We start from the raw sequence: 21,693 nt of genomic DNA, 5'->3' as shown, positions 1-21,693 counted from the left end.
ATTCCACTATGAGTTGCCTGACAAAGATAGGGAAAAATATTCTTCCCGGTCGCTGCTGTGCACGTCAATGACTCCTGCTACAATGAGGTTGACGAGAATTCGCTGGGTTTTACGCCTGGACAGCTGAAGGTGTCTGCATAATTCGGGAAGCTGCGGTTTAGGATGATTTTGCATGTATCCCAGCAATTCCTTCTCTTTGTCTGTATAGTTGATGAAGACCCCGATGGGGTGGCTGCTCCGGTGCAGCACGTCAACCACTACTTTGCCCGCCAAAATACTTTTGTCCTGTACGCGGACATATACCCACCATTTTTGATCTTCGCCGAGAGCGTAATGAGGTTTAATGTCGCTTTCGGCAATTTCGGCCAACAATACTAATTTGTCATCTACGTAAATTTCCTCAAAATGGATGTCGATGGCCGGACGGCAATACAGGTGCCCCGCACGTTGGAGCATGTATTTTTCTTCGTCTTCATTTTTTACACCTTTGATAGATCCGTTATCAGCTACGCCCACCAGTAGTTTCCCCCCTTTGTTGTTGGCAAAAGCAGCCAGCGTTTTTGCAATTTTCTCGCAACTGCTGATCCGGTTTTTAAAATCAAGCTGCTCGCCTTCTCCCTGCAGTATCAATGTTTTGATGTTCACGCTTATACTTCTTGATTTACCTGTTTGCGGTCCGCTTTCTTATACCCGATATCCTTGATATATACCTCGTTTTGCATAACGGCGCATATTTCGCCATTTCTGTCGGTGATGACAATCGGATAGGTTTTCACAAACTTACCCTGTTCGGCAAGCGCCTGTTCGGCAAGAAGAATTTCTTCTTCACTCAGATCGATCCGGAAAAAGAGAGCGGTGCGAGCGGGTTTTATATATTGGATGGATGCACTTTTTAACCAAACTACGGTTTTAAATCCCCTCCGCCGGAGTGCCTGATCAAACATCAGTGCATAAAATGGATCGGCGGCGGCGAAGATGGTCCCTCCGAAAATGGAGGCATTGTAATTGCGATTGACCAAACTCTTGTTGATTTTTACCTCAGCTGAGGTAAAACCTTTGCCAAAACGACGCACCCAAATCCGTTGGAAGAAAAAAGGGGGATATAACCGCATGACCCATTTCAGTGTATTTTCCGATAGCCCCATAGGACTACTAAGTTAACCACAAATTTTGAAAGACGGAAAATAAAGGGAAATAGAAAAAAAACAACATAATTCAGCGAAAAGTTTAATTTAGCGCCGTAAATCTTAAAATTCCATGACCAAAAAGAGCCTGTCGGAAACCAAAAATGCCTGGTTATTGGTAATTGTAGCCGCATTGGGTTATTTCGTTGATATCTATGATCTCGTTGTTTTTTCCATTGTCCGTGTGCAGAGTTTTCGGGACATCGGTATACCGGAAGAAGAGATGCGCATAGATGGGGAATATGTGCTCAATATGCAAATGGGTGGACTGCTGCTCGGTGGCATATTGTGGGGGATATTGGGCGACCGTTTTGGGCGGATTAAAGTACTGTTTGGCTCCATCCTGATGTATTCGTTGGCCAATATTGCAAACGGGTTTGTGCAGGATATCCACTCCTATGCCATCGTCCGCCTCGTAGCAGGTATCGGATTGGCGGGTGAGCTGGGAGCAGGCATTACCCTGGTGAGTGAGAGCATGCAAAAAGATAAACGGGGGTATGGTACGATGATCGTCGCTTCGATAGGGGTGCTCGGTGCCGTTGCGGCATATTATGTGTCTGAACTCTTCGATTGGCGCAACGCGTATTTTGCCGGAGGCGCCATGGGGTTGTTATTGCTCATCCTAAGGGTGGGTACCTTTGAATCGGCTATGTTTAAAGGAGTGGAAGACAAACAGGTGGAAAAAGGAAAATTCAGCATGCTATTTACCGATAAAGAGCGATTTAAAAGGTATCTGTATTGTCTGTTGATCGGGCTGCCCATTTGGTTTGTCGTGGGGATATTGGTTACACAAGCGCCTGAATTTGGAAAGGCGCTTGGAGCACCGGTAACCCTGAGTGCGGGTAAAGGAATTCTGTTTACTTACCTGGGGTTGTCGCTTGGCGACGTGCTCGCCGGACTGTTTGCCCAGCTTACCAAATCGCGGAGACTGGCGGTATTTTTATTTCAGGTACTGATCATCGCAACATCTTCATGGTATTTGAGCAGTGAGGGACTCACCGAACAACGATTTCATTGGATTGCTTTCTTTATGGGAATTTCCATTGGTTATTGGGCGACTTTTGTAACCATCGCATCCGAGCAGTTTGGTACCAATCTACGCGCGACAGTAACCACCACTGCACCGAATTTTGTGCGCGGAGCATTGATTCCTTCCACGTTGTTGTTTGAATTTTTTGTCCGCCATTCGGATATTGTCACGGCGGCTTATGTGATGATTTTTCTGCTGACTGGTGTTGCGATCTTTGCGCTGAGCCAATTGAAAGAAAGCTTCGACCGGGATTTGGATTTTGTGGAACGGTGATTTATCGTTTTGGACATTTCTTGCACCGCTTTCCCCGCTTGTACTTCTTGCAGCATTTTTTGAAATCACAGCCGCTCCCCTCCTGGTAAGGGTTAAGTCCCTTAAAATTTTGAGGATCAATCGGCTGTAAGGGGCATGCCGGGCACTCAAACGTAAAAAAAGAAAACTCCTCAAACATCTCAGGGGCAAATTTAGTGTTTTATTTAGAAAAATTCCAAGAACTTTTGTACCTTGTCCAATCTCCTGTTTGAAGCGAATAACCGATTATAAATGAATGGATACACATGATTAATAAAGTCGTAAAAAACGCGGGAGAAGCCCTGGCTGATCTTGCTGACGGCATGACCCTGATGCTGGGTGGATTCGGCCTGTGCGGCATTCCCGAAAACTGTATCAATGAGTTGGTGAGAAAAGGGGTTTCGGGTCTTACCTGCATTTCAAACAATGCGGGAGTAGATGATTTTGGCATCGGGTTGATGTTACAGAAACGTCAGGTAAAAAAAATGATTGCTTCTTATGTCGGTGAAAATGCAGAGTTTGAGCGCCAACTATTGAGTGGTGAGCTGGAGGTGGAATTGATCCCGCAGGGTACATTGGCTACCCGGTGTCTTGCAGCTGGATATGGAATGCCGGCAATTTTTACACCGGCAGGCGTGGGGACTGAGGTTGCCGAGGGCAAGGAAGTACGCACCTTTGGCGGTAAAGACTACCTGTTGGAAAGGGCCTTTGAAGCAGATTTTGCATTGGTGAAGGCATGGCGGGGCGACACGGCAGGCAATCTCATGTATCGGCATACCGCCCGCAATTTCAATCCTGTGATGGCAATGGCCGGTAAGGTGACGGTAGCTGAGGTGGAAGAGTTGGTTCCTGAGGGGACACTGGACCCCGATCAAATCCATACACCGGGTATCTATGTTCACCGTATTTTTCAGGGTATGAATTATGAAAAGCGAATCGAACAACGGACGGTTCGCAAATACGAAGGATTGGACATTACCAAAGCGGAAGATTATGCTGGATAAAGAGGGAATCGCAAAACGGATTGCGCGGGAAATCAAAGACGGCTATTACGTCAATCTGGGAATTGGTATCCCCACGCTGGTAGCCAACTACATTCCAGAAGATATCGATGTTGTGCTGCAATCTGAAAACGGTTTGTTGGGTATGGGGCCGTTTCCGTACGAAGGTTCGGAAGATCCGGATCTGATCAATGCCGGGAAGCAGACCATCACCATGCTGCCGGGTTCTGCAGTATTTGATTCGGCAATGAGTTTTGGTATGATCCGGGCACAAAAGGTAGACCTTACGATATTAGGTGCCATGGAAGTATCCGAATACGGCGACATTGCCAATTGGAAGATCCCGGGTAAGCTGGTGAAGGGAATGGGCGGAGCGATGGATCTCGTGGCTTCTGCGAAAAATATCATTGTAGCAATGCAGCAGGTAAACAAAGCGGGGGAGAGCAAGCTACTTCCGCGGTGTACCTTACCCTTGACAGGCGTACGCTGTATCCGTAAAGTGGTGACTGAATTGGCGGTCTTTGAAATCGATATCCAAAACGGAGGATTCCATCTGATTGAACGTGCTCCGGGAGTTAGCATAACGGAAATACGGAACGCGACAGCAGGGCGTTTTTTTGCGGCAGATGATGTGCCCGAAATGCGGTTATAAAACCCGGTGTAACCCGGGGGCAATTTTCCGCAGTTCGGTGGATATTTCGTCGGCAATGGTGCGGATCGGGGCAGGATCATCGGTATTGTTAAGGATGACGCGGTCGCATTGCTCCCGAAACGGCAGTAAATATCGGTAGTAGGCAGGCATCACATGATTCACCCACTTAAATCGTACGTCTTCTTCGTCATATCCCCGTTCTACCAAATCCCTTTTCAATCGTCGCTGTAAGGCTATCTCCTCTTCTGCGTGCAGAAATATCCGATGATTGAGCAGGTGATTGACTTCTTCGTAAAAGAAAATAAATAACCCTTCGACAATCAGGACCGGCGCCGGCTTGATTTCTATCATTTTCGGAGTCAGGGCGGGGTTATTGAATGTGTATTCCTCGCGGCGTATCGTATGTCCTTCGAAAAGCATCCGGATATCCCGGTAAAAGGCCTCCCGGTCGATAGCGGTGGGTAGATCAAAGTTATAAAGCTTATTTTCTTCCTGTGTCTTGGTATGGGCGGGTATGTAATAGTCGTCCTGTGAAATCAAGGCCACTTCATGCGGGGTAAAGTGATTGACAAAACAATTCAGGAAAAACGTTTTTCCCGATCCACTGCTTCCTGCGATCCCAACAACATAGGGCTTAGTTGCCGTCATTTGGGGTGCCATATGCTATTTCAACCTGGAACCGCCGGTCTAATACGCCGATGAGCGACGCTGCGGATTTGGAAATGACGATGATAGCATTTTGGGTTTCAGCCGAATCTGCAAATTTGCCGACGACTTTGGCAAAGGTCGTGCGGTTGGTCATCGGATTGGTAATTTTAATTACGGTACCGATGGGAGCTGTTTTATGCAGTGCCAACATGCTTCCGCCTTCCTGACTCAGGTCATCGATCCATACGCCGATGCCCTTTTCCGTCATTTCCCGGATACCATACCGGTTTGCGGGAATTTCCATATTTTCTTCCGTTGAATCACCACTGACGGTGTCCGTTACAATGATTTCGTTCAATTTGGGAGGAGGTGGGGGAAGTTCCTTATTGGGGATTTTCAGAATCTGGCCTATTTTTAGTGAATCGCCGGTAAGTCCATTTGCTCGCCTGATGCTTTCAACAGATATGATAAATCGTTTTGAAATAGTAAATAGGGTCTCACCTTTGCCTACTTTGTATGACGTATACTCGTCCTGATTTAAGGCAGGCGGGGGCGAAGGTTGTTGGGATTGTTGCTGCCCTGCATTGGCCGGTACATTTGCATCGGCAATGGTTCTGCCTGTATCCATCGGGATATGTACCGTGTCTCCGACTTTCAGCGATTTATTTCCATTGGCTGCGATGATTTGTTTGACAGGGACACCGTAGTGCCTGCTTAGGCCGAAATAAGTTTCCTTTGCTTCTAATTGGTGAATGATGATTTTTTTTCCATTTTCATATTTTACTCCAATCGAATCCACCGGTGTGGCAGCAACTTTGGACAGGCCACAACAACCTACTAATAGGATGACGAAAAGAGAGGTGCGGTATAAATAGGTCTGATATATTTTGTTCATGTTAAAAATCCGTTGCAATTATACTAAATACGATACAATTTCCCGTTTATTATCACCAATAAAGAAAACCTGATTATTAATCATAAAGAACAGTTCCGGTGCCATTCTAGCTAATCCTGAAACCATAACCCTGTCCGCCAGCATTTTCAAGCCACGGGACACGGCTATTCGAATGCAATACGTATGATCAGAGACTTCGTGAAATGCCCAAACCATGCGGTCTCCCACCTGGCAGTAAAATAGATCGCCCTGTATGGGGTAACGTTCCAAAAACAGGGGTTTATCATCCCTATATCGTTCGGGTAAGACAATTTTGGGTGCGTCAGGTTTAGTTGCCGGATTGTTAATTTGTGTTAAATTTCCATCAAGAGGGTTCATACGTTGTTCATAACCACTGGCGAAATTGCGATGCCTCACAACCAACTGCCGATGTTGGATGGCTACCAATGTATAGTTAAACTGCTCCCATAAAACATCGCCCGTAGTGGCATTGATGCAAGCGATGCCTGCACCATCGGGAGTATGCTGGCCCCATGCCCGCAAAATTAAGTTGTCTTCCACGATTCCCGCCAGCGACCATGTCCGGTCGCCGTATGGTTTTTCATCCATGAATGGTACACCGCTATCGTATTCAATTGCTGAGAATAAGGGCATTCCCGTATCTTCGTTACGCGTTTCGATAGCCAATAGGGTAGCGGTCGTATCGGCTTCGATGCGCCAGACCATCCCTAAAAAACTTTTTCTAAATGCGGTTTTTAACGTATATTTATCCATTGATAGTCGATAGGTTGTATACCAGCCCGGCCTCAAAATTATAACGTTTTGAACGATATGCACAAAAAAAAACGCGGAAAGAAATTATTGTTCTTACTGATGGGGATTGCGTGCTGGATATTGCCCCTGTTTTCAGTACAGGCCCAATCTATTTATCAGTTTGATTTAGAGGGGGATATTGGTCCCGCTGCGTGGCGGACCGTAAAAAATGCCTATTCCAAAGCTGAGGAAAGTAAGGTGGATTTGATATTGATTGAGATGAATACCTTCGGGGGCATGGTTAATTTTGCGGATTCCATCCGGAGCCGGATACTTGATTCGCCCTTGGAAACGGTGGTTTTCATCAATCACAATGCGGCATCAGCAGGGGCATTGATTGCACTGGCGAGCGACCGTATCTATATGAGCAAAGGGTCCAGCATCGGAGCAGCCAGTGTGGTGGACCAGTCCGGTCAGGTGTTGCCTGAAAAACACCAGTCATATATGCGGGGATTGATGCGGGCAACAGCCGAAGCGAAGGGGCGCGACCCAAAGGTTGCCGAAGCATTTGTGGACCCGGACGTGGAGTTGCCTTCTCTAAAACAGGCGGGTAAAATATTAACACTCACTTCTTCAGAAGCGGTAAGCATCGGGTTGGCTAATGCGGAGGCCACATCTATAGCAGACGTATTGGCGGCTGAAGGGATCAGCAATCCACAGATTACCATCCATCAGATTACCCTAGTAGACCGGATTATTTCATTCCTTATCAATCCGGCAGTGAGCGGTATTTTGATCCTGCTGATTATTGGGGGTATTTATTTTGAAATGCAAACACCTGGTATTGGGTTTGCCTTGGTGGTTGCGGTCATTGCAGCGGTATTATTTTTTGCTCCGCTCTATATTCAGGGGCTGGCAGACAATTGGGAGATTGCCCTGTTTGTTGCAGGCGTTGTGCTGATCTTACTGGAGCTGTTTGTAATTCCAGGATTCGGTGTTGCCGGCATATTGGGTATCATCTGTCTGGTCTGTGGATTGGCGTTCAGCATGGTAGCCAATGATTATTTCAATTTTTCCATCGCCGCGCCGGGTATGTTATTCAATTCATTTCTGTTAGTCATCGCTTCCATGGTGACGGCGACAATCGTAATGGTCATTTTTGGTAAGAGCCTGCTCAAAACCAAAGCATTCAAACGCCTTGTACTGCAGGACGAACAGCGATCGGAAGAGGGATATACTTCCTCCCGATTGAATACTGAGTTAGTGAATAGGGAAGGAGTGGCGAAAACGGTTCTCCGCCCATCCGGAAAGGTGGAAATTGATGGGAAATGGTACGATGCCGTGGCGTTGGATGGTTTTATAGATATCGGAGAAGATATCTATGTGGAAAAACATGAGAACTACAATCTTTTCGTCAGAAAAAGGCGCACTTCCTGATGTTGCGTTAAACTTTTTGTAGCTTTAGCTGTTTTATGGTTGTATCTAAAATAGAATAGCATGAACCCAAAAGTAATTAGTTTAGAAGAAAAAAAATTAAGACCTGTTGTTGATCACCTGAATGACCTGTTGGCCAACTACCATATCCACTACCAAAAGTTGAGGGGATGTCATTGGAATGTGCGGGGAAATCATTTCTTCACTTTGCATGCCAAGTTTGAAGAACTTTATACGAACGCACTGACTACCATCGATGAACTGGCAGAACGTATTCTCACATTGGGAAAATCGCCTTTCAGTACGTTTAAGGATTATGTGTCTAACTCGGAAATCAAGGAGGTGGATACGATCGGTATGAAAGATATCGACATGGTGAAGGCGATTATTGGAGATTTGGAAGCGTTGATTGCTATGCAACGGGATCTGTTGGATATTACTTCCGAAGCGGAAGATGAAGGGACGAATGATATGATCAATGCCTTCATGCAATTTAACGAGAAACAGAATTGGATGCTGAGAGCGTTTGTAAATAAAGCGTAGTGCTTGCTTAGCTTAATTCAGTAATCGTTTTGTAAATACACAAAGACGGGCAGCAGTTGTAGAAAACTGCTGCCCGTTTCGCTTGTCTCAAAAAGGCAAGGATGCACGGATAAACGCAGAATTCATCTGTGTTCCATTCGTGCATCCGTGGCATGTGATAACCTGAACTTCTAAAATTTTAGCCCGACTGACAACAATACATTGTGCCGCTGGTTCTTAACTTCCACCACGGGGCTGTATTGGCCTGCCGCATCATCTAACAGATATGGGATCATGTTGTAATTCCGCTGGAAATTCTGGTAAGTCAGATCGACATAGATATTGTTGATCCGGTATCCAAGACCGCCGGAAACCGTCTGTCCGCTGTAATCGATGCTCTCATCTTTGTAGGGGCTTCCGGTATAACCATATCCCGCTCTTACCATCAGTTGCGGAGCAATCATGTATTCACCACCTACCCTGAAGTTTATCGCTCCGGCATAGGTGTCGGCAATGCCGTCATTGAAAAACCGGTCATCTTCTGCATTAGACGATGACATGGATAAGTTGGCATAGTCTACATAGTCGATATCTGCACTCAGCAGGCCACCACCTTCGAAGATATAGGCCAATCCGGCACTAAGCTTGTAGGGAGTGCGTAGGTTGTAGTCGTAATAAATGGGTTCGCTCGGACTGTCATCCGAATTATCTGTCCCGTCGGTGAGGTAGTTGGTAATGCCGAAATAATCTTCATAATCATTCGTAAGGCTATACCAGGTTGGTGTCGTAGCAGAAACACCGATCTGAAATTGGGGCACCGGTTTGAAGATCACGCCAAGTTTTGCGTTGATGCCGTTTCCGGAAGTGTTTGACCAGTATTCGTCTTCGAAGTCATATTCCGATTCCAATAGCGGGTTATAGATGTCATAATCCGCATTTGCGGAATTGACAAAACGGCTATTGGGGTTCTGGGCGTAAATGTAGCCGTAATTCTGAATGCCCCCCGCTTCCATAAACAACCGGTTCATCCGGTAATTAATCCGCGCGAAACCGACGCTGGCACCGATGTAAAACTTATTGGCGTAATTCGTACCGAAAGAAAGATTTGTTTCGGACTGACTTCCCCCTTCGCGATAATAGGCGGTCTGCACGTTATTAAGCGTGGTCATGGGAATAAGGTCGCCGTCCGCGTTTTCGTCGACCATACCGAACTGCCACCCGATATCACCTGGTAAGTTGCCGTCTTCCAACGCCATAAAGTGGCCGTAGCTGCTTTCGTCATTTATGCCGGTAAAACCCATGGTAGAATTAAAATTACCGGTCCGGTGATAGCCGATTCCGATGTTAAAATTCAACCAACCGGAGGAAAGGTTGCTGCCCCGGGCTCTGCGCATGGGAATATGAAACACCGCTGCTGCCTGATTTATTGCAAATTTATCTACGTTATTTTTGCTATTTGTTCCAAAATACAGCGCCTTGTTGAGGTCGCTGCTGAAATCAAAAGAGAGGCCGATGTCTGATTGGCCAAAAAATCCAAGACCTGCAGGATTACCGGAAACGGAACTTAAGTCGCCACCCAGGGCCGTTTGTGCATTGCCCAATGCTTTGAAGCGTGCGGATGCGCCCTGCTCGGGTTGTGCAACACGAAGAAACTCATCAAGTGACTGGGCATTAACCTCTGTAAGCGAGAAACTTACTAAAAATAGAGAGAGTGTTATATACGCTGATTTTGCCATGTTATAGTTGAAATATTATCTGCCTCTGCCGCCGCTACGGCTACTTCCACCGCTGCTGCTTCCCCGGCTACTTCCGCCGGATGAAGCCGATGATCCGGAAGACCGGGAGGGGGGAGCTACGGATGACCCACGGGAACTGCTTCCAGAAGAGCGAGGAGCCGCGCTTGGCCGTGAGGGTGCTGCACTCGGACGCGAGCCTGATGAAGGCCTAGCGGCAGGCCGTGCGCTGCTGCCCGATGGACGCCGTGAAGAGGAGGGTCTTACGCCGCTTGACGGTCTTGTTGAACTACCAGGCCTTACAGCTTCTCCGGTCGGCCTACGTGATGTGCCGCTTGGCCGAACGGCTTCCCGTGAGCCGGTAGACCGTGTTACAGATGTGCGGGTGCCTGCATCACCCCTGGTGGATATGGTGCGGGTAGAAATACGGCCATTGGCATCCCTGCTTATAGCGGTTCGTGAGGCAGTCCGTGTTGTCGTTCCCGCTGATCGGCTCGTGCGGCCGGTTCTCACATCCATGCGCGACCGCGAAGCGGACCGCATGCCTCTCGTGCGGTTGTCAATGATGATGGTACCGGGATAATAACCGCCCCATCCGCCCCAGCCCCAGCGGCTGTAGGCATACGGACCACCGAATCCCCTTCCATAATAAGGAGATCCCCAACCCCAATAACCACCGTAATAAGGATTATACCAACTGCTACCCCAACCGAGGCCCCAGCCGCCACCCCAACCCCAGCCGAAACCGAGGCTCCAGGCACTGTTCCATCCCCAACCGGGGCTGTACCAGGAATTAAATCCATACCAAGGATCAAACCATGGATCGTAATAACTCATGCCCGGTGAATAGTAATAAAACCGGTTAATCCGGTTGGCATATTCACTGTCGCTATATTCATCGGCATAATAGTCGCTGGAATAGCCTTCGTCCGTATATTCGTCTTCATAGTAGCCTCCGTCGGCGTAGGATTCTCCCTGCGCTGTTTCCTGGTCATAATAATAATCCGGACTTTGGTAATTTTCTTCCACCGCCCGGGCTTGTGTATTATAGACATCGTCACGGAAAGCAGCCTGCCTTGTGGTGCTGCATGACCCCAAAAACAATATGCCCACTAAAGCTACTGTGCTGACTATTAATCTATTGCTTTTCATCTTAACTGTCCTTTCGTTTGGTAATGCCCAACGCTTTATTCTTATAGACGCATTTTTGAGCGTTTGGTTTAATTTAGCCGCGCATTTTTTTATTCGGTAATTTGCCAAAACAGGCTACCTTTGCTGGGCAAATATCAAGAGGCAAATCTTATAATAATTTTATTGAAAGTCAACTATGAGCAAAGGAATTACGAGCCGCGAAACGGATTACTCCCAATGGTACAATGAATTGGTCGTGAAAGCCGATCTTGCAGAGCACTCAGCTGTGCGGGGTTGTATGGTGATCAAACCCTACGGGTATGCCATCTGGGAGAAAATGCAAGCAGCTTTGGATAAGATGTTTAAGGATACGGGGCACAGCAACGCGTATTTTCCTTTGTTTATCCCTAAGTCTTTCTTTTCGAAAGAAGCTTCCCATGTGGAAGGTTTTGCGACTGAATGTGCAGTCGTAACGCATTACCGGTTAAAAAATGACGGAACCGGCAACATCGTGGTCGATGAGGAGGCAAAATTGGAGGAGGAACTTATCGTGCGCCCAACTTCTGAAACTATTATCTGGAATACGTACAAAGGCTGGATTGAATCTTATCGGGACTTGCCTATTTTAGTAAATCAGTGGGCTAACGTAGTACGGTGGGAGATGCGTACCCGGCTATTCCTGCGCACGGCCGAGTTTTTGTGGCAGGAAGGGCATACCGCACATGCCACGAAAGAGGAGGCATTAGCCGAAGCTGAACAAATGCTGAATGTATATGCGGATTTTGCGGAGAATTGGTTGGCCTTACCGGTAATCCGCGGCCGTAAAACGGAAAACGAGCGATTTGCCGGAGCATTGGATACCCTGTGCATCGAAGCGTTGATGCAAGATGGCAAAGCCTTGCAGGCGGGTACATCACATTTCCTCGGACAGAATTTTGCGAAGGCATTTGACGTAAAGTTTACGGCTAAAGATGGTAAACTTGACTATGTATGGGCTACGTCCTGGGGTGTATCGACGCGGCTGATGGGAGCACTGATTATGGCACATTCAGACGATCAGGGACTAGTGCTACCCCCTAAATTGGCACCCATTCAGGTGGTCATTGTACCCATTTTTAAGACAGAAGAGGAACAGATGGCAATCGGGGCGCTGGCCGATACGCTGATCAGTGAACTGAAGTCCAAAGGTATTTCCATCAAATACGACGATCGGGATACCCATCGTCCTGGATTTAAATTTGCCGAATGGGAACTGAAGGGTGTTCCTGTGCGCATTGCGGTGGGCACCCGGGATATGCAGCAAGGAACGGTGGAAATAGCCCGCCGTGATACCCAGGCAAAGGAAACCGTCTCTCAAGCGGGGCTGGCCGACCGGGTGGAGCAGTTGTTGATTGATATCCAACAACAGATTTACAATAAGGCTGCTGCATTCCGTGAAGCAAATACGGTATCGGTGGATACCTACGAGGAGTTTAAGCGGGTGCTTGAAGAAGAGGGGGGCTTTGTGGCCGCCCATTGGGACGGGACCAGGGAGACGGAGCAACTGATTAAGGAAGAAACGAAAGCAACCATCCGTTGTATTCCATTAAATAACCCGTTGGAGCAAGGGACATGCGTCCGGACGGGAAAACCTTCCATTCAGCGTGTGCTGTTTGCAAGAGCGTATTAACATCGTAATCGTGTCATGTCAATGAAGGTACTGATTGTGGGCTGTGGTTGGGTAGGCACTTATGTCGCATCCCAATTACTACGCGAAGGACACGATTTGTGGGGTACCTGTACGACTGCTGAAAAGGCCCTGAAATTAGCTCGGATGGGATTGCGGTCGCATGTAATGAATTTCGATCGCGATGACAGGGTCGGAGGTTTGGATGAGGACACGTTTGATGTGGTCATCATCAGCGTACCCATCACGCATAAAGATGCACCTGAAACGGTGAAAGCCCGTTTTGAACGGCTGGTTACATTTTTAGAGAAACTGTCTTTCAGGCAATCGTTGTTTTTTGGCTCGGTGGGTATTTACCCGAAAGTGAGTGCCGTAATCGCGGAGGATACATTTGACCCCCATGAACTGGATCAAAAGCTTTGGCTCGGGGAATCCAGGCTGCGCTCGGCATTTCCTGAATTGAACGTGTTGCGGTTGGGAGGGCTGTTTGGTCTGGAACGGACGATGGCCAAGCATTTTGTAGGCAGGGTTTGTGAAATTGGATACCAAACCGCCAACTTTGTGCACGTAGAAGATATCTATCGCATTATCCTGGCCATGGTGAATAAAAAGGTTCAGGGCCGTACCTATAATGTGGTTTGTCCGGAACATCCGCTGAAAAAGGATGTCATCGCTGTATCTGCAGCGAAATATGGTTATGGTTTGCCATCTTCCTTTACAGTTACCGATCAAACCGCGAAAATCGTCTCGCCGGAACGGCTTATTGCCGACCTGGACTATTCATTTGTATACCGGTCGCCGCTTCAGTTTTAAACGGGATTTGCCTAACTTTACACATTTCCACATTAAATTACCGATTATCATGGGATATAAATTTGCTACGAAGGCCATCCATGCGGGGCAGCATGCGGACCCCACCACGGGAGCGGTGATGACTCCGATCTATCAGACTTCCACCTACCAGCAGGCGGCACCGGGCGATCACAAGGGATATGAGTATTCGCGCGGCACAAACCCCACCCGCAAGGCGTTGGAAGATTGCCTTGCTGCTTTGGAAAATGGAACGTATGGATTGGCTTTTTCCAGCGGGATGGCGGCCACGGAGACTGTGCTGAAGTTACTGAAGCCGGGCGACGAGGTGATTACGGGTGATGATCTGTATGGCGGATCCTACCGGATCTTTACCAACGTATTTGAACATTATGGCATTAAGTTTCATTTTGTCAACACGTCTGATCCGGAACGCATTGCCGAGAGAATATCGTCTGCCACGCGCCTGATATGGGTGGAAACTCCTACGAATCCGACATTGAAATTGGCGGATATTGAAGCCATCGGGAAAGTAGCTAAGGAGGCAGGGGTGCTTTTTGCGGTAGATAACACCTTCGCTTCTCCTTACCTGCAGAATCCATTGGATCTTGGCGCAGATATCGTCATGCATTCCGTCACCAAATACATCGGAGGCCACTCGGATGTGGTTATGGGGGCATTGGTTGTGAATGACCGGGAATTGTATGATCGGCTGTTTTTTTATTACAACGCATGCGGGGGCACACCGGGGCCTCAGGATAGCTTCCTGGTGCTGCGGGGTATCAAAACGCTTCATCTGCGGATGCGGGCCCATTGCGAAAATGGCAGGAAGGTGGCTGAATACCTGAAGAATCATCCGAGGGTTGAGAAAATATACTGGCCCGGTTTTGAAGATCATCCGGGGCATAACATCGCAAAAAAACAGATGCGCGATTTTGGTGGAATGGTGTCGATCGTATTGAGGGGTGCATCGCTGGAAGATACGTTTAAAGTGGCCGCTTCTTTTAAGGTATTTACCCTGGCGGAATCATTGGGTGGTGTGGAATCGTTGATTAACCACCCGGCTACCATGACACACGGTTCCATACCCAGGGAAGTGCGGGAGAAAGTGGGCGTAGTGGATAACCTGATCCGCATCAGTGTAGGGGTGGAGGATATCGAAGATTTGCTGGCTGATTTGGAACAGGCATTGGGATAACCGATGGAACGCGGATGACACGGATGGAACGGATTTTCACCGATCGGCAAACTGACATAAAGGATTTTCTTGATCGCAAGGTGGAGGAATACAATCGGCTTTCTTTTATTGAAAATGATCCGATCTGTATTCCCCATCGGTTTGAACGGAAACAGGACAGGGAAATCGCAGCATTCTTTGCTGCAATATTGGCTTGGGGACAACGCAAGACGATTATCAACAAGTGTACAGAGTTGCTTGCTCGTATGGACGGAACGCCCTTTGATTTCATCCGGAACCACCGGGAAACGGATTTGAAATCGTTGCTGGGGTTTAAGCACCGCACGTTTAACGACACCGATCTGCTTTATTTTGTCAGCTTCTTCCGCCTGCATTATGAGCGGTACAATTCCCTGGAAGATGCATTCCTTCCTCCGTCGGCCAACCCAGCGTTCCGTGCGGAGTACATGGAGGCATATCCGGTTACTGCCGGTGCAGAGGAGGTAACTTCACCGACGTGTCTGTTGGGTAGATTGGCCCAATCCCGTTTTGACATGGAAGAGGGATTAATCCATTTCCGGAATTATTTTTTCAGCCAGGCCGATTATCCGCTGCGTACGCGAAAGCACATCAGCTCGCCGGCACAGAATTCTGCCTGCAAGCGGTTGAATATGTTTTTACGCTGGATGGTACGGCGTGATGAACGGGGTGTGGATTTTGGATTGTGGCACCGGATAGCCCCTTTTCAATTGATATGTCCCTGCGACGTACATGTAGAGCGTGTGGCACGGAAACTCGGACTGATCCAGCGCAAGCAATCGGACTGGAAAACAGCCTGTGAGTTGACGGAAAACCTGCGCGTGCTGGATGCCGATGACCCGGTGCGTTACGACTTTGCATTGTTTGGCTTGGGCGTGGAGGGGGAGATGTGAATTGATCGCCGCCGAATAGGCGTAGGTCACCGCTTTATTTCTTATATACCTGTGGATTGACGCAATAGGGGAGCTGCTGTCCGGCAAGTCCCGCAAGTAGGTTTTCCACTGTAAGCTGCATCATTTTTATCCGTGTTTCAATGGTGGCTGAACCGATGTGGGGCAATATTGCAACATTGGGCATTTCCAGTAATGGATTATCCGGAGCCATGGGTTCGGGATGCGTCACGTCTAAACCTGCACCCCATATCTGCCCTTCCTCAAGCGCCTGCCGCAGATCGGCTTCGTTGTGGATTGCGCCCCGCGCGGTATTAATGAAGATGGCCGAAGCTTTCATTTTAGAAAAGGCCGCGCGGTTGAATATTCCCGCTGTTTCTTTGCTTAAATTCGCATGTACGCTGAGCACATCGCTTTGCCCGAGGAGTTCCTCAAACGATACCCGCCTGGCGCCCAATTCCTGTTCAGCCGCTTCATTATGCCCGCGGTTGTGGTAGATGACGGGCATGTCAAAAGCGTACCGGCAACTCCGGGCCAATTCAAAACCGATACGCCCCAATCCATATATTCCAAGGGTTTTGCCCTGCAGTTCGATACCCAGATCAGCCATGGGGTCAAAGAACCCCCAATGACCCCGTAAAATTTCTTTGTGGTTGTGAAAAGCTTTCCGTGCCACGTTCTGCATCAACAGAAAAGCGGTGTCGGCAGTAGCCTTGCTAAGAACACCCGGTGTGTTACCGATGGGGACACCTAACCGGGTGGCTTCAGCCACATCCACATTATCATAGCCTACGCTGCACAGCGCGATGACACGAAGGTTGGGACGCGCCGCTAAAAAATGCTTATCGATTTGATTTTTGCCAATACTGAATAAGGCATCGCTGTCTCGCGTGTTGTGAATTAATTCACTTGCCGAAAGGTCTCGCTTTTCCGTCCATTCCGAAAGGGTATGCCCTCGGTCTGTCAGCGACTTTCTGATCGTCTCGGGTAGCGCTCGGGTAACAAATATATTCATCGTAATTGCTGCGTAAATATACGGTTTTTGTTTTTTAACCGTAATTTTGTCTTAGGTTTGCAGAAATCAAAACACAGCCGATGATATGACACGGGACGAACTCATACACCAAATTAAAATCAAACGTTCTTTTCTCTGCGTGGGGCTTGATACGGATATCAACCAGATACCTATGCATTTGCTCGACCATGAAGACCCGGTGTTTGAATTCAATCGTCAAATTATCGAAGCTACTGCTGATTTGTGTGTAGCTTACAAACCCAATATCGCATTTTACGAAAGTATGGGAGCGGCCGGGTGGGAAAGTCTCCGGAAAACCTGGCGTATTTTACCCAAAGACTGCCTGAGCATAGCGGATGCTAAACGTGGTGACATCGGAAATACTTCCCGGATGTATGCCACGGCTTTTTTTGATGAACAACGCTCAGGACTTGGATTTGACGCAATTACGGTAGCGCCGTACATGGGACACGATTCTGTGCAGCCTTTTTTGCAATTTCAGGGAAAGTGGACAATTGTTCTGGCACTCACTTCAAATACCGGAAGCTTGGATTTTCAGACCTTTGCCAATACAGAGGGCGTGCGCCTTTTTGAGCAGGTAATCCAAAAGACCAATACCTGGGGTAACCCGTCCAATTTGATGTACGTGGTCGGAGCCACCCGTGGACAGGCCTTCGAGTCGGTCCGGAAGCATGCGCCGGACCATTTTTTATTGGTGCCCGGCATAGGGGCGCAGGGAGGAAGTCTTCAAGAAGTGTGTAAATATGGCATGACCGCAGATTGTGGTTTGCTGGTGAACGCAACACGTTCCATTATCTATGCATCCAACGGAACGGACTTTGCAGAACGGGCACGGCAGGAGGCAAGCGCATTACAGCGTGAGATGGAACGAGAACTTGCCGCGAAGGGGATCGTATAATTGTATAAAAAATGCGGTCAGGAATCCAGTAATTTTACCAATATTTTATCAATCCGGTTCCCATCCATGTCTACTACTTCAAATTCATGATTTTGCCACTGCATACGTTCGCCCGCTGTAGGCATATGGCCTAATTTCAGGAGAACCAGTCCCGCGATGGTGTTTATACTTCCCAATCCCGCTTCTTCCTCTTCTGATATGTCAATATTAAGCGCAGTAAAAAGATCGTCGATCTGATACTGACCGTCAATCAGCAGGCTACCGTCTTCGCGGGTAACAATTTCAGGCCGTTCTGCCGTATCGCTGTCTGAAATATCGCCGACAAGGCTGCTCAAAATGTCGTTGATGGTAACAATACCCTGTAAGGCTCCATATTCATCCAGTACGATGGCTTGATGTATCTTGGAGGCCTTAAACTTGTTCAATATGCTATATGCGGAGCTGTTTTCGTGTACATAATTGAGTGGATGTGTCAATTGTTTGAGCTGGATCGGTTGGTCAATGAGGTATTGCTTGAGTAATGATTTGATATGAACGACCCCGATAACATTATCAAGCCCTCCCTGGCATACCGGATACACGGTGTGTCCGCTTTTCAAAATGGTTTGTTTATGTACCTCGTATTCGTCGTTGATATCCAGCCATACAATATTGCTGCGATGGGTCATCAGGTTAACTGCACGTTTGTCGCCTAAGCTGAAAACCCGGTCTACAATTTCGTGTTCAATGTGTTCGATGGCGCCTATATCCGCTCCCTCATCGACCAGTGCTTTGATTTCTTCTTCCGTAACCGCATTCTGTGACGTTTTTATATTCAGCAGCCTGACGATGCCTTCGGTGGTTGCGCTCAGCAGCCATACGAAAGGGGCTACGATTTTGCTGAGCACATTCATCGGAAACGCCACAATCATGGCGTATTTTTCGGGAATGGCCAAGCCAATGCGTTTGGGAACCAGCTCGCCTAATACCAGGGTGAGAAACGTAATCACAATCACAACGATGAGTACGGAAATCTGTGAGCTGTAGCCATCCATCCACGCAACTTCCGAGAGGTAAACATCCAACCGTTGGGCGATGGTTGCACCCCCGAAAATCCCGGTCAAAATCCCGATCAGTGTAATGCCGATCTGTACGGTGGAAAGAAATTGGTTGGGCGAGCCCTTTAGTTTAAGCACTTGCTTAGCGGCGGCATTTTTCCGGTCCGTTAATACTTGTAAACGGGCTTTCCGACTGGACACAATCGCAATTTCGGAAGCTGAAAAAATACCATTCAACAGGATCAACGCCAAGATAATCAGCGACTCTGTAAGCATGTAGCTAAGATAATAATTAATTTAACAATTGCTTAGCGTTTTTTACCCGCTGTTTGAGCAAAGCAATATTGACCACCTCATGCATTTCCGAGACATAGTGGAATGTCAGGTCCTTGATGTAATCTTCCTTGATTTCCAGGATATCTTTCCGGTTGGCTTTTGAGAGGATCACTTCCTTGATGTTGGCACGTTTCGCCGCCAATATTTTTTCTTTGATGCCGCCTACCGGAAGTACTTTCCCTCGCAAGGTGATTTCTCCTGTCATGGCTAGTTTTTCTTTTACTTTCCGTTGTGTGAAACTGGATGCAAGTGCGGTAAGCATCGTGATCCCGGCCGATGGACCATCTTTAGGGGTGGCACCCGCCGGTACGTGGATGTGCACATCCCACTTATCAAATACCTGATAGTCGATGCCAAATTGCGCTGCATTTGCACGCAGATAGGCCATGGCAATGCTTGCAGATTCTTTCATAACCTCCCCCAGATTACCTGTTAAGGTCAATTTTCCCTTTCCAGGACTCAGGCTTGATTCGATATAAAGGATATCTCCGCCCACCTGAGTCCATGCAAGACCTGTAACTACACCGGCAACATCGTTTCCTTCATAAAATTCCTTATCATATATAGGAGCACCGAGTATTTTCTCAACCATTGCGGTATCTATCGGTTGGGTTAACGGGTTATCCATCACGATACGTGTAGCTACACCCCGGATGATTGATCCAATTTTCTTTTCCAGGCCACGTACGCCCGATTCGCGGGTATATTCGTCGATAATTTTTTCGATGACTTTTGACCGAAGGGAAAAATCTTTTGCACCGAGTCCGTGCAGCTCGCGTTGTTTTGGAATGAGGTGTTTCTTGGCGATTTCTATTTTTTCCTCGATTGTATATCCATTGACCTCAATAATCTCCATCCGGTCAAGCAGTGCCGGCTGTATGTTGCTCAGTGAGTTGGCCGTGGCGATGAACATTACATTTGACAGATCGTAGTCCAACTCCACATAATGATCGTAGAATGCATTGTTCTGCTCCGGATCCAGTACTTCCAGTAGGGCAGATGAAGGGTCGCCCCGGAAATCGCTGCCTACTTTATCGATCTCATCCAGCACGAACACCGGATTGGAGGCTCCTGCCTTTTTAAGCGACTGGATAATACGGCCGGGCATGGCACCGATGTATGTTTTGCGGTGCCCCCTTATCTCCGCTTCATCACGGATACCGCCGAGTGCCATACGGGTATATTTGCGCCCCAGAGCCTTGGCAATTGATTTACCCAAAGACGTCTTTCCTACTCCCGGAGGACCTACCAAGCAGAGGATGGGCGCCTTCATATTGCGCTTCAGTTTTAATACCGCCAGGTATTCGATGATCCGTTGTTTCACTTTATCCAAGCCGTAATGGTCGCGATCCAGCACCCGCTTAGCGCGGTTGAGGTCGAAGTTGTCTTTGGTGAAGTCATTCCAGGGAAGATCCAATAACAATTCGAGGTAATTGACCTGTACCGAATAGTCAGCCGCTGCCGGATTGATACGGGCCAGTTTATCAAGTTCTTTATTAAAATGTTCTCCTACGTCTGCGGGCCATTTTTTTGCTTTCGCACGCTTACGTAGATCTTCCATTTCCAGGTCGGGTGTGTTGCCACCTAGTTCCTCCTGTATGGTTTTTAATTGCTGGTTGAGAAAATAATCCCGCTGTTGTTTGTCTAAATCTCCTCGTACTTTGTTCTGTATCTGTGTTTTCAGTTCGAGCAGTTGGAGTTCTACATCAAGCTGTTCCAGTACCTTGGCGGCCCGCTTATCCAGATCGGCAATTTCCAGCAGTTGCTGTTTGAAGGACAGGTCTGCATTCAGGTTAGAAGAGATAAAATTGATGAGGAAAGCCGGGCTTTCGATGTTTTTGATGGCAATACCGGCCTCACTGGGTATGTGCGGGGACAGCTGGATAATTTGCAATGCCATCTCTTTGATGGAAGAAATCATTGCATTGAATTCCCGGCTGGCTTTGTGTTTTTTTTCTTCGAAGCGTTCGATGGATGCTTTGATATAGGGCTCGCTTTGGATGAGATCCCGCAATCTGAAACGTTGTTTTCCCTGGATAATGACCGTTGTATTTCCATCGGGCATCTGCAGAATCTTGATAATCATGGCTACGGTACCCACTTTATTGAGTTGCTCAAACGTCGGGTCTTCAATGGCCATATTCTGCTGAGACACAACGCCGATAATCCGGTCACCTTTGTATGCTTCCTTGACTAATTTGATAGACTTATCTCTGCCAACGGTAATCGGTATGACAACACCCGGAAACAACACCGTATTGCGCAGCGGAAGAATGGAAAGAGATTCCGGAAGGTCTGCGTTTCGCATCTCATCTTCATCTTGCTGGCTTAATAACGGAAAGAATTCCGTGTCTTCATTTATAATGGGGATTGCTTGGTTAAAATCGAATGGATCAAAATTGCTCATGAATACTTTTATTTCGTCTATACCGGCGCCATATTGGCAGCCCTGATCAGTGGGTAAGTTAAAAATCTACTTTCTCTAAGTAATTGCAATGCCTATGCCAATAGCAAATTTACCTCAAATTTT

The 21,693-nt window shown here is 47.7% G+C and carries 20 protein-coding genes; 10 read left to right on the top strand and 10 right to left on the bottom strand.

Annotated elements, in window-relative coordinates:
• Window positions 1-6 precede the first annotated feature (6 nt).
• Window positions 7-645: an AlbA family DNA-binding domain-containing protein gene (locus tag IEX60_RS21705; protein WP_188753494.1), complete on the bottom strand. Its 639-nt coding sequence runs from the start codon at window positions 643-645 to the stop codon at window positions 7-9.
• Between the two features lie 2 nt (window positions 646-647).
• Window positions 648-1,145, bottom strand: a complete 498-nt coding sequence (locus tag IEX60_RS21700) for a DUF4442 domain-containing protein (RefSeq protein WP_188753493.1) — start codon at window positions 1,143-1,145, stop codon at window positions 648-650.
• Between the two features lie 112 nt (window positions 1,146-1,257).
• Here IEX60_RS21700 and IEX60_RS21695 point away from each other — a divergent pair, with 112 nt between their 5' ends.
• From IEX60_RS21695 to IEX60_RS21685, 3 genes are all read left to right on the top strand, one after another.
• A complete protein-coding gene (locus IEX60_RS21695; RefSeq protein ID WP_188753492.1) occupies window positions 1,258-2,487 on the top strand; it encodes an MFS transporter in 1,230 nt (409 codons plus the stop codon).
• A gap of 284 nt (window positions 2,488-2,771) precedes the next feature.
• On the top strand, window positions 2,772-3,509 hold the full coding sequence (locus tag IEX60_RS21690; RefSeq protein WP_188753491.1) for a CoA transferase subunit A: 738 nt from the start codon (window positions 2,772-2,774) through the stop codon (window positions 3,507-3,509).
• Entirely contained in the window at window positions 3,499-4,158 is a 660-nt protein-coding gene (locus IEX60_RS21685) for a 3-oxoacid CoA-transferase subunit B (protein ID WP_188753490.1), read from the top strand. Before IEX60_RS21690 ends, IEX60_RS21685 begins: the two co-directional genes overlap by 11 nt.
• Here the strand turns inward: IEX60_RS21685 and IEX60_RS21680 are convergent.
• From IEX60_RS21680 to IEX60_RS21670, 3 genes are read right to left on the bottom strand one after another with little or no spacing between them, the layout of a single operon-like run.
• On the bottom strand, window positions 4,153-4,806 hold the full coding sequence (locus tag IEX60_RS21680; protein ID WP_188753489.1) for a uridine kinase family protein: 654 nt from the start codon (window positions 4,804-4,806) through the stop codon (window positions 4,153-4,155). The genes IEX60_RS21685 and IEX60_RS21680 overlap by 6 nt on opposite strands.
• On the bottom strand, window positions 4,793-5,701 hold the full coding sequence (locus IEX60_RS21675) for a DPBB and LysM peptidoglycan-binding domain-containing protein (RefSeq protein WP_188753488.1): 909 nt from the start codon (window positions 5,699-5,701) through the stop codon (window positions 4,793-4,795). Before IEX60_RS21675 ends, IEX60_RS21680 begins: the two co-directional genes overlap by 14 nt.
• An 18-nt stretch (window positions 5,702-5,719) precedes the next feature.
• Window positions 5,720-6,427, bottom strand: a complete 708-nt coding sequence (locus IEX60_RS21670) for a DUF4905 domain-containing protein (RefSeq protein WP_188753487.1) — start codon at window positions 6,425-6,427, stop codon at window positions 5,720-5,722.
• A gap of 105 nt (window positions 6,428-6,532) precedes the next feature.
• Between IEX60_RS21670 and IEX60_RS21665 the strand changes: the two genes are divergently transcribed.
• Both IEX60_RS21665 and IEX60_RS21660 read left to right on the top strand, forming a co-directional pair.
• Window positions 6,533-7,891 (top strand): NfeD family protein, encoded by a 1,359-nt coding sequence (locus tag IEX60_RS21665; RefSeq protein ID WP_188753486.1) that lies wholly within the window; start codon window positions 6,533-6,535, stop codon window positions 7,889-7,891.
• Window positions 7,892-7,951: 60 nt separating this feature from the next.
• On the top strand, window positions 7,952-8,431 hold the full coding sequence (locus IEX60_RS21660; protein WP_188753485.1) for a Dps family protein: 480 nt from the start codon (window positions 7,952-7,954) through the stop codon (window positions 8,429-8,431).
• A 170-nt stretch (window positions 8,432-8,601) separates the two neighbouring features.
• On the opposite strand, the gene IEX60_RS21655 is transcribed toward IEX60_RS21660, so the two are convergent.
• Together IEX60_RS21655 and IEX60_RS21650 are read right to left on the bottom strand one after the other, a co-directional pair.
• Window positions 8,602-10,146, bottom strand: coding sequence for an OmpP1/FadL family transporter (locus IEX60_RS21655; protein WP_188753484.1), 1,545 nt, complete (start codon window positions 10,144-10,146; stop codon window positions 8,602-8,604).
• Between the two features lie 15 nt (window positions 10,147-10,161).
• A complete protein-coding gene (locus IEX60_RS21650) occupies window positions 10,162-11,295 on the bottom strand; it encodes a hypothetical protein (protein WP_188753483.1) in 1,134 nt (377 codons plus the stop codon).
• Window positions 11,296-11,470: 175 nt separating this feature from the next.
• Here IEX60_RS21650 and proS point away from each other — a divergent pair, with 175 nt between their 5' ends.
• Genes proS through IEX60_RS21630 form a run of 4 tightly spaced genes read left to right on the top strand, consistent with a single transcriptional unit; the run spans window position 11,471 to window position 15,859 of the window.
• Complete coding sequence (gene proS / locus IEX60_RS21645; protein WP_188753482.1) at window positions 11,471-12,943, top strand: proline--tRNA ligase; 1,473 nt, start codon at window positions 11,471-11,473, stop codon at window positions 12,941-12,943.
• Window positions 12,944-12,964: 21 nt separating this feature from the next.
• A complete protein-coding gene (locus IEX60_RS21640; protein WP_188753481.1) occupies window positions 12,965-13,753 on the top strand; it encodes an NAD-dependent epimerase/dehydratase family protein in 789 nt (262 codons plus the stop codon).
• Between the two features lie 49 nt (window positions 13,754-13,802).
• Complete coding sequence (locus tag IEX60_RS21635; RefSeq protein WP_188753480.1) at window positions 13,803-14,948, top strand: cystathionine gamma-synthase; 1,146 nt, start codon at window positions 13,803-13,805, stop codon at window positions 14,946-14,948.
• Window positions 14,949-14,962: 14 nt separating this feature from the next.
• Entirely contained in the window at window positions 14,963-15,859 is an 897-nt protein-coding gene (locus tag IEX60_RS21630) for a TIGR02757 family protein (RefSeq protein WP_373285077.1), read from the top strand.
• A gap of 34 nt (window positions 15,860-15,893) precedes the next feature.
• On the opposite strand, the gene IEX60_RS21625 is transcribed toward IEX60_RS21630, so the two are convergent.
• Complete coding sequence (locus IEX60_RS21625; RefSeq protein WP_188753479.1) at window positions 15,894-16,871, bottom strand: 2-hydroxyacid dehydrogenase; 978 nt, start codon at window positions 16,869-16,871, stop codon at window positions 15,894-15,896.
• Window positions 16,872-16,956: 85 nt separating this feature from the next.
• Between IEX60_RS21625 and pyrF the strand changes: the two genes are divergently transcribed.
• On the top strand, window positions 16,957-17,790 hold the full coding sequence (gene pyrF, locus IEX60_RS21620; RefSeq protein ID WP_188753478.1) for an orotidine-5'-phosphate decarboxylase: 834 nt from the start codon (window positions 16,957-16,959) through the stop codon (window positions 17,788-17,790).
• Window positions 17,791-17,807: 17 nt separating this feature from the next.
• Here the strand turns inward: pyrF and IEX60_RS21615 are convergent, their stop codons facing one another.
• Both IEX60_RS21615 and lon read right to left on the bottom strand, forming a co-directional pair.
• Window positions 17,808-19,103 (bottom strand): hemolysin family protein, encoded by a 1,296-nt coding sequence (locus IEX60_RS21615; protein WP_188753477.1) that lies wholly within the window; start codon window positions 19,101-19,103, stop codon window positions 17,808-17,810.
• Window positions 19,104-19,119: 16 nt separating this feature from the next.
• On the bottom strand, window positions 19,120-21,570 hold the full coding sequence (gene lon / locus IEX60_RS21610; protein WP_188753476.1) for an endopeptidase La: 2,451 nt from the start codon (window positions 21,568-21,570) through the stop codon (window positions 19,120-19,122).
• Between the last annotated feature and the right edge of the window lie 123 nt (window positions 21,571-21,693).

Origin of the sequence: Parapedobacter defluvii (assembly GCF_014642075.1) — a bacterium.
In the GTDB taxonomy this organism is placed as follows: Bacteria; Bacteroidota; Bacteroidia; order Sphingobacteriales; family Sphingobacteriaceae; genus Parapedobacter; species Parapedobacter defluvii.
This window is presented reverse-complemented; position numbering and strand designations above follow the sequence as displayed.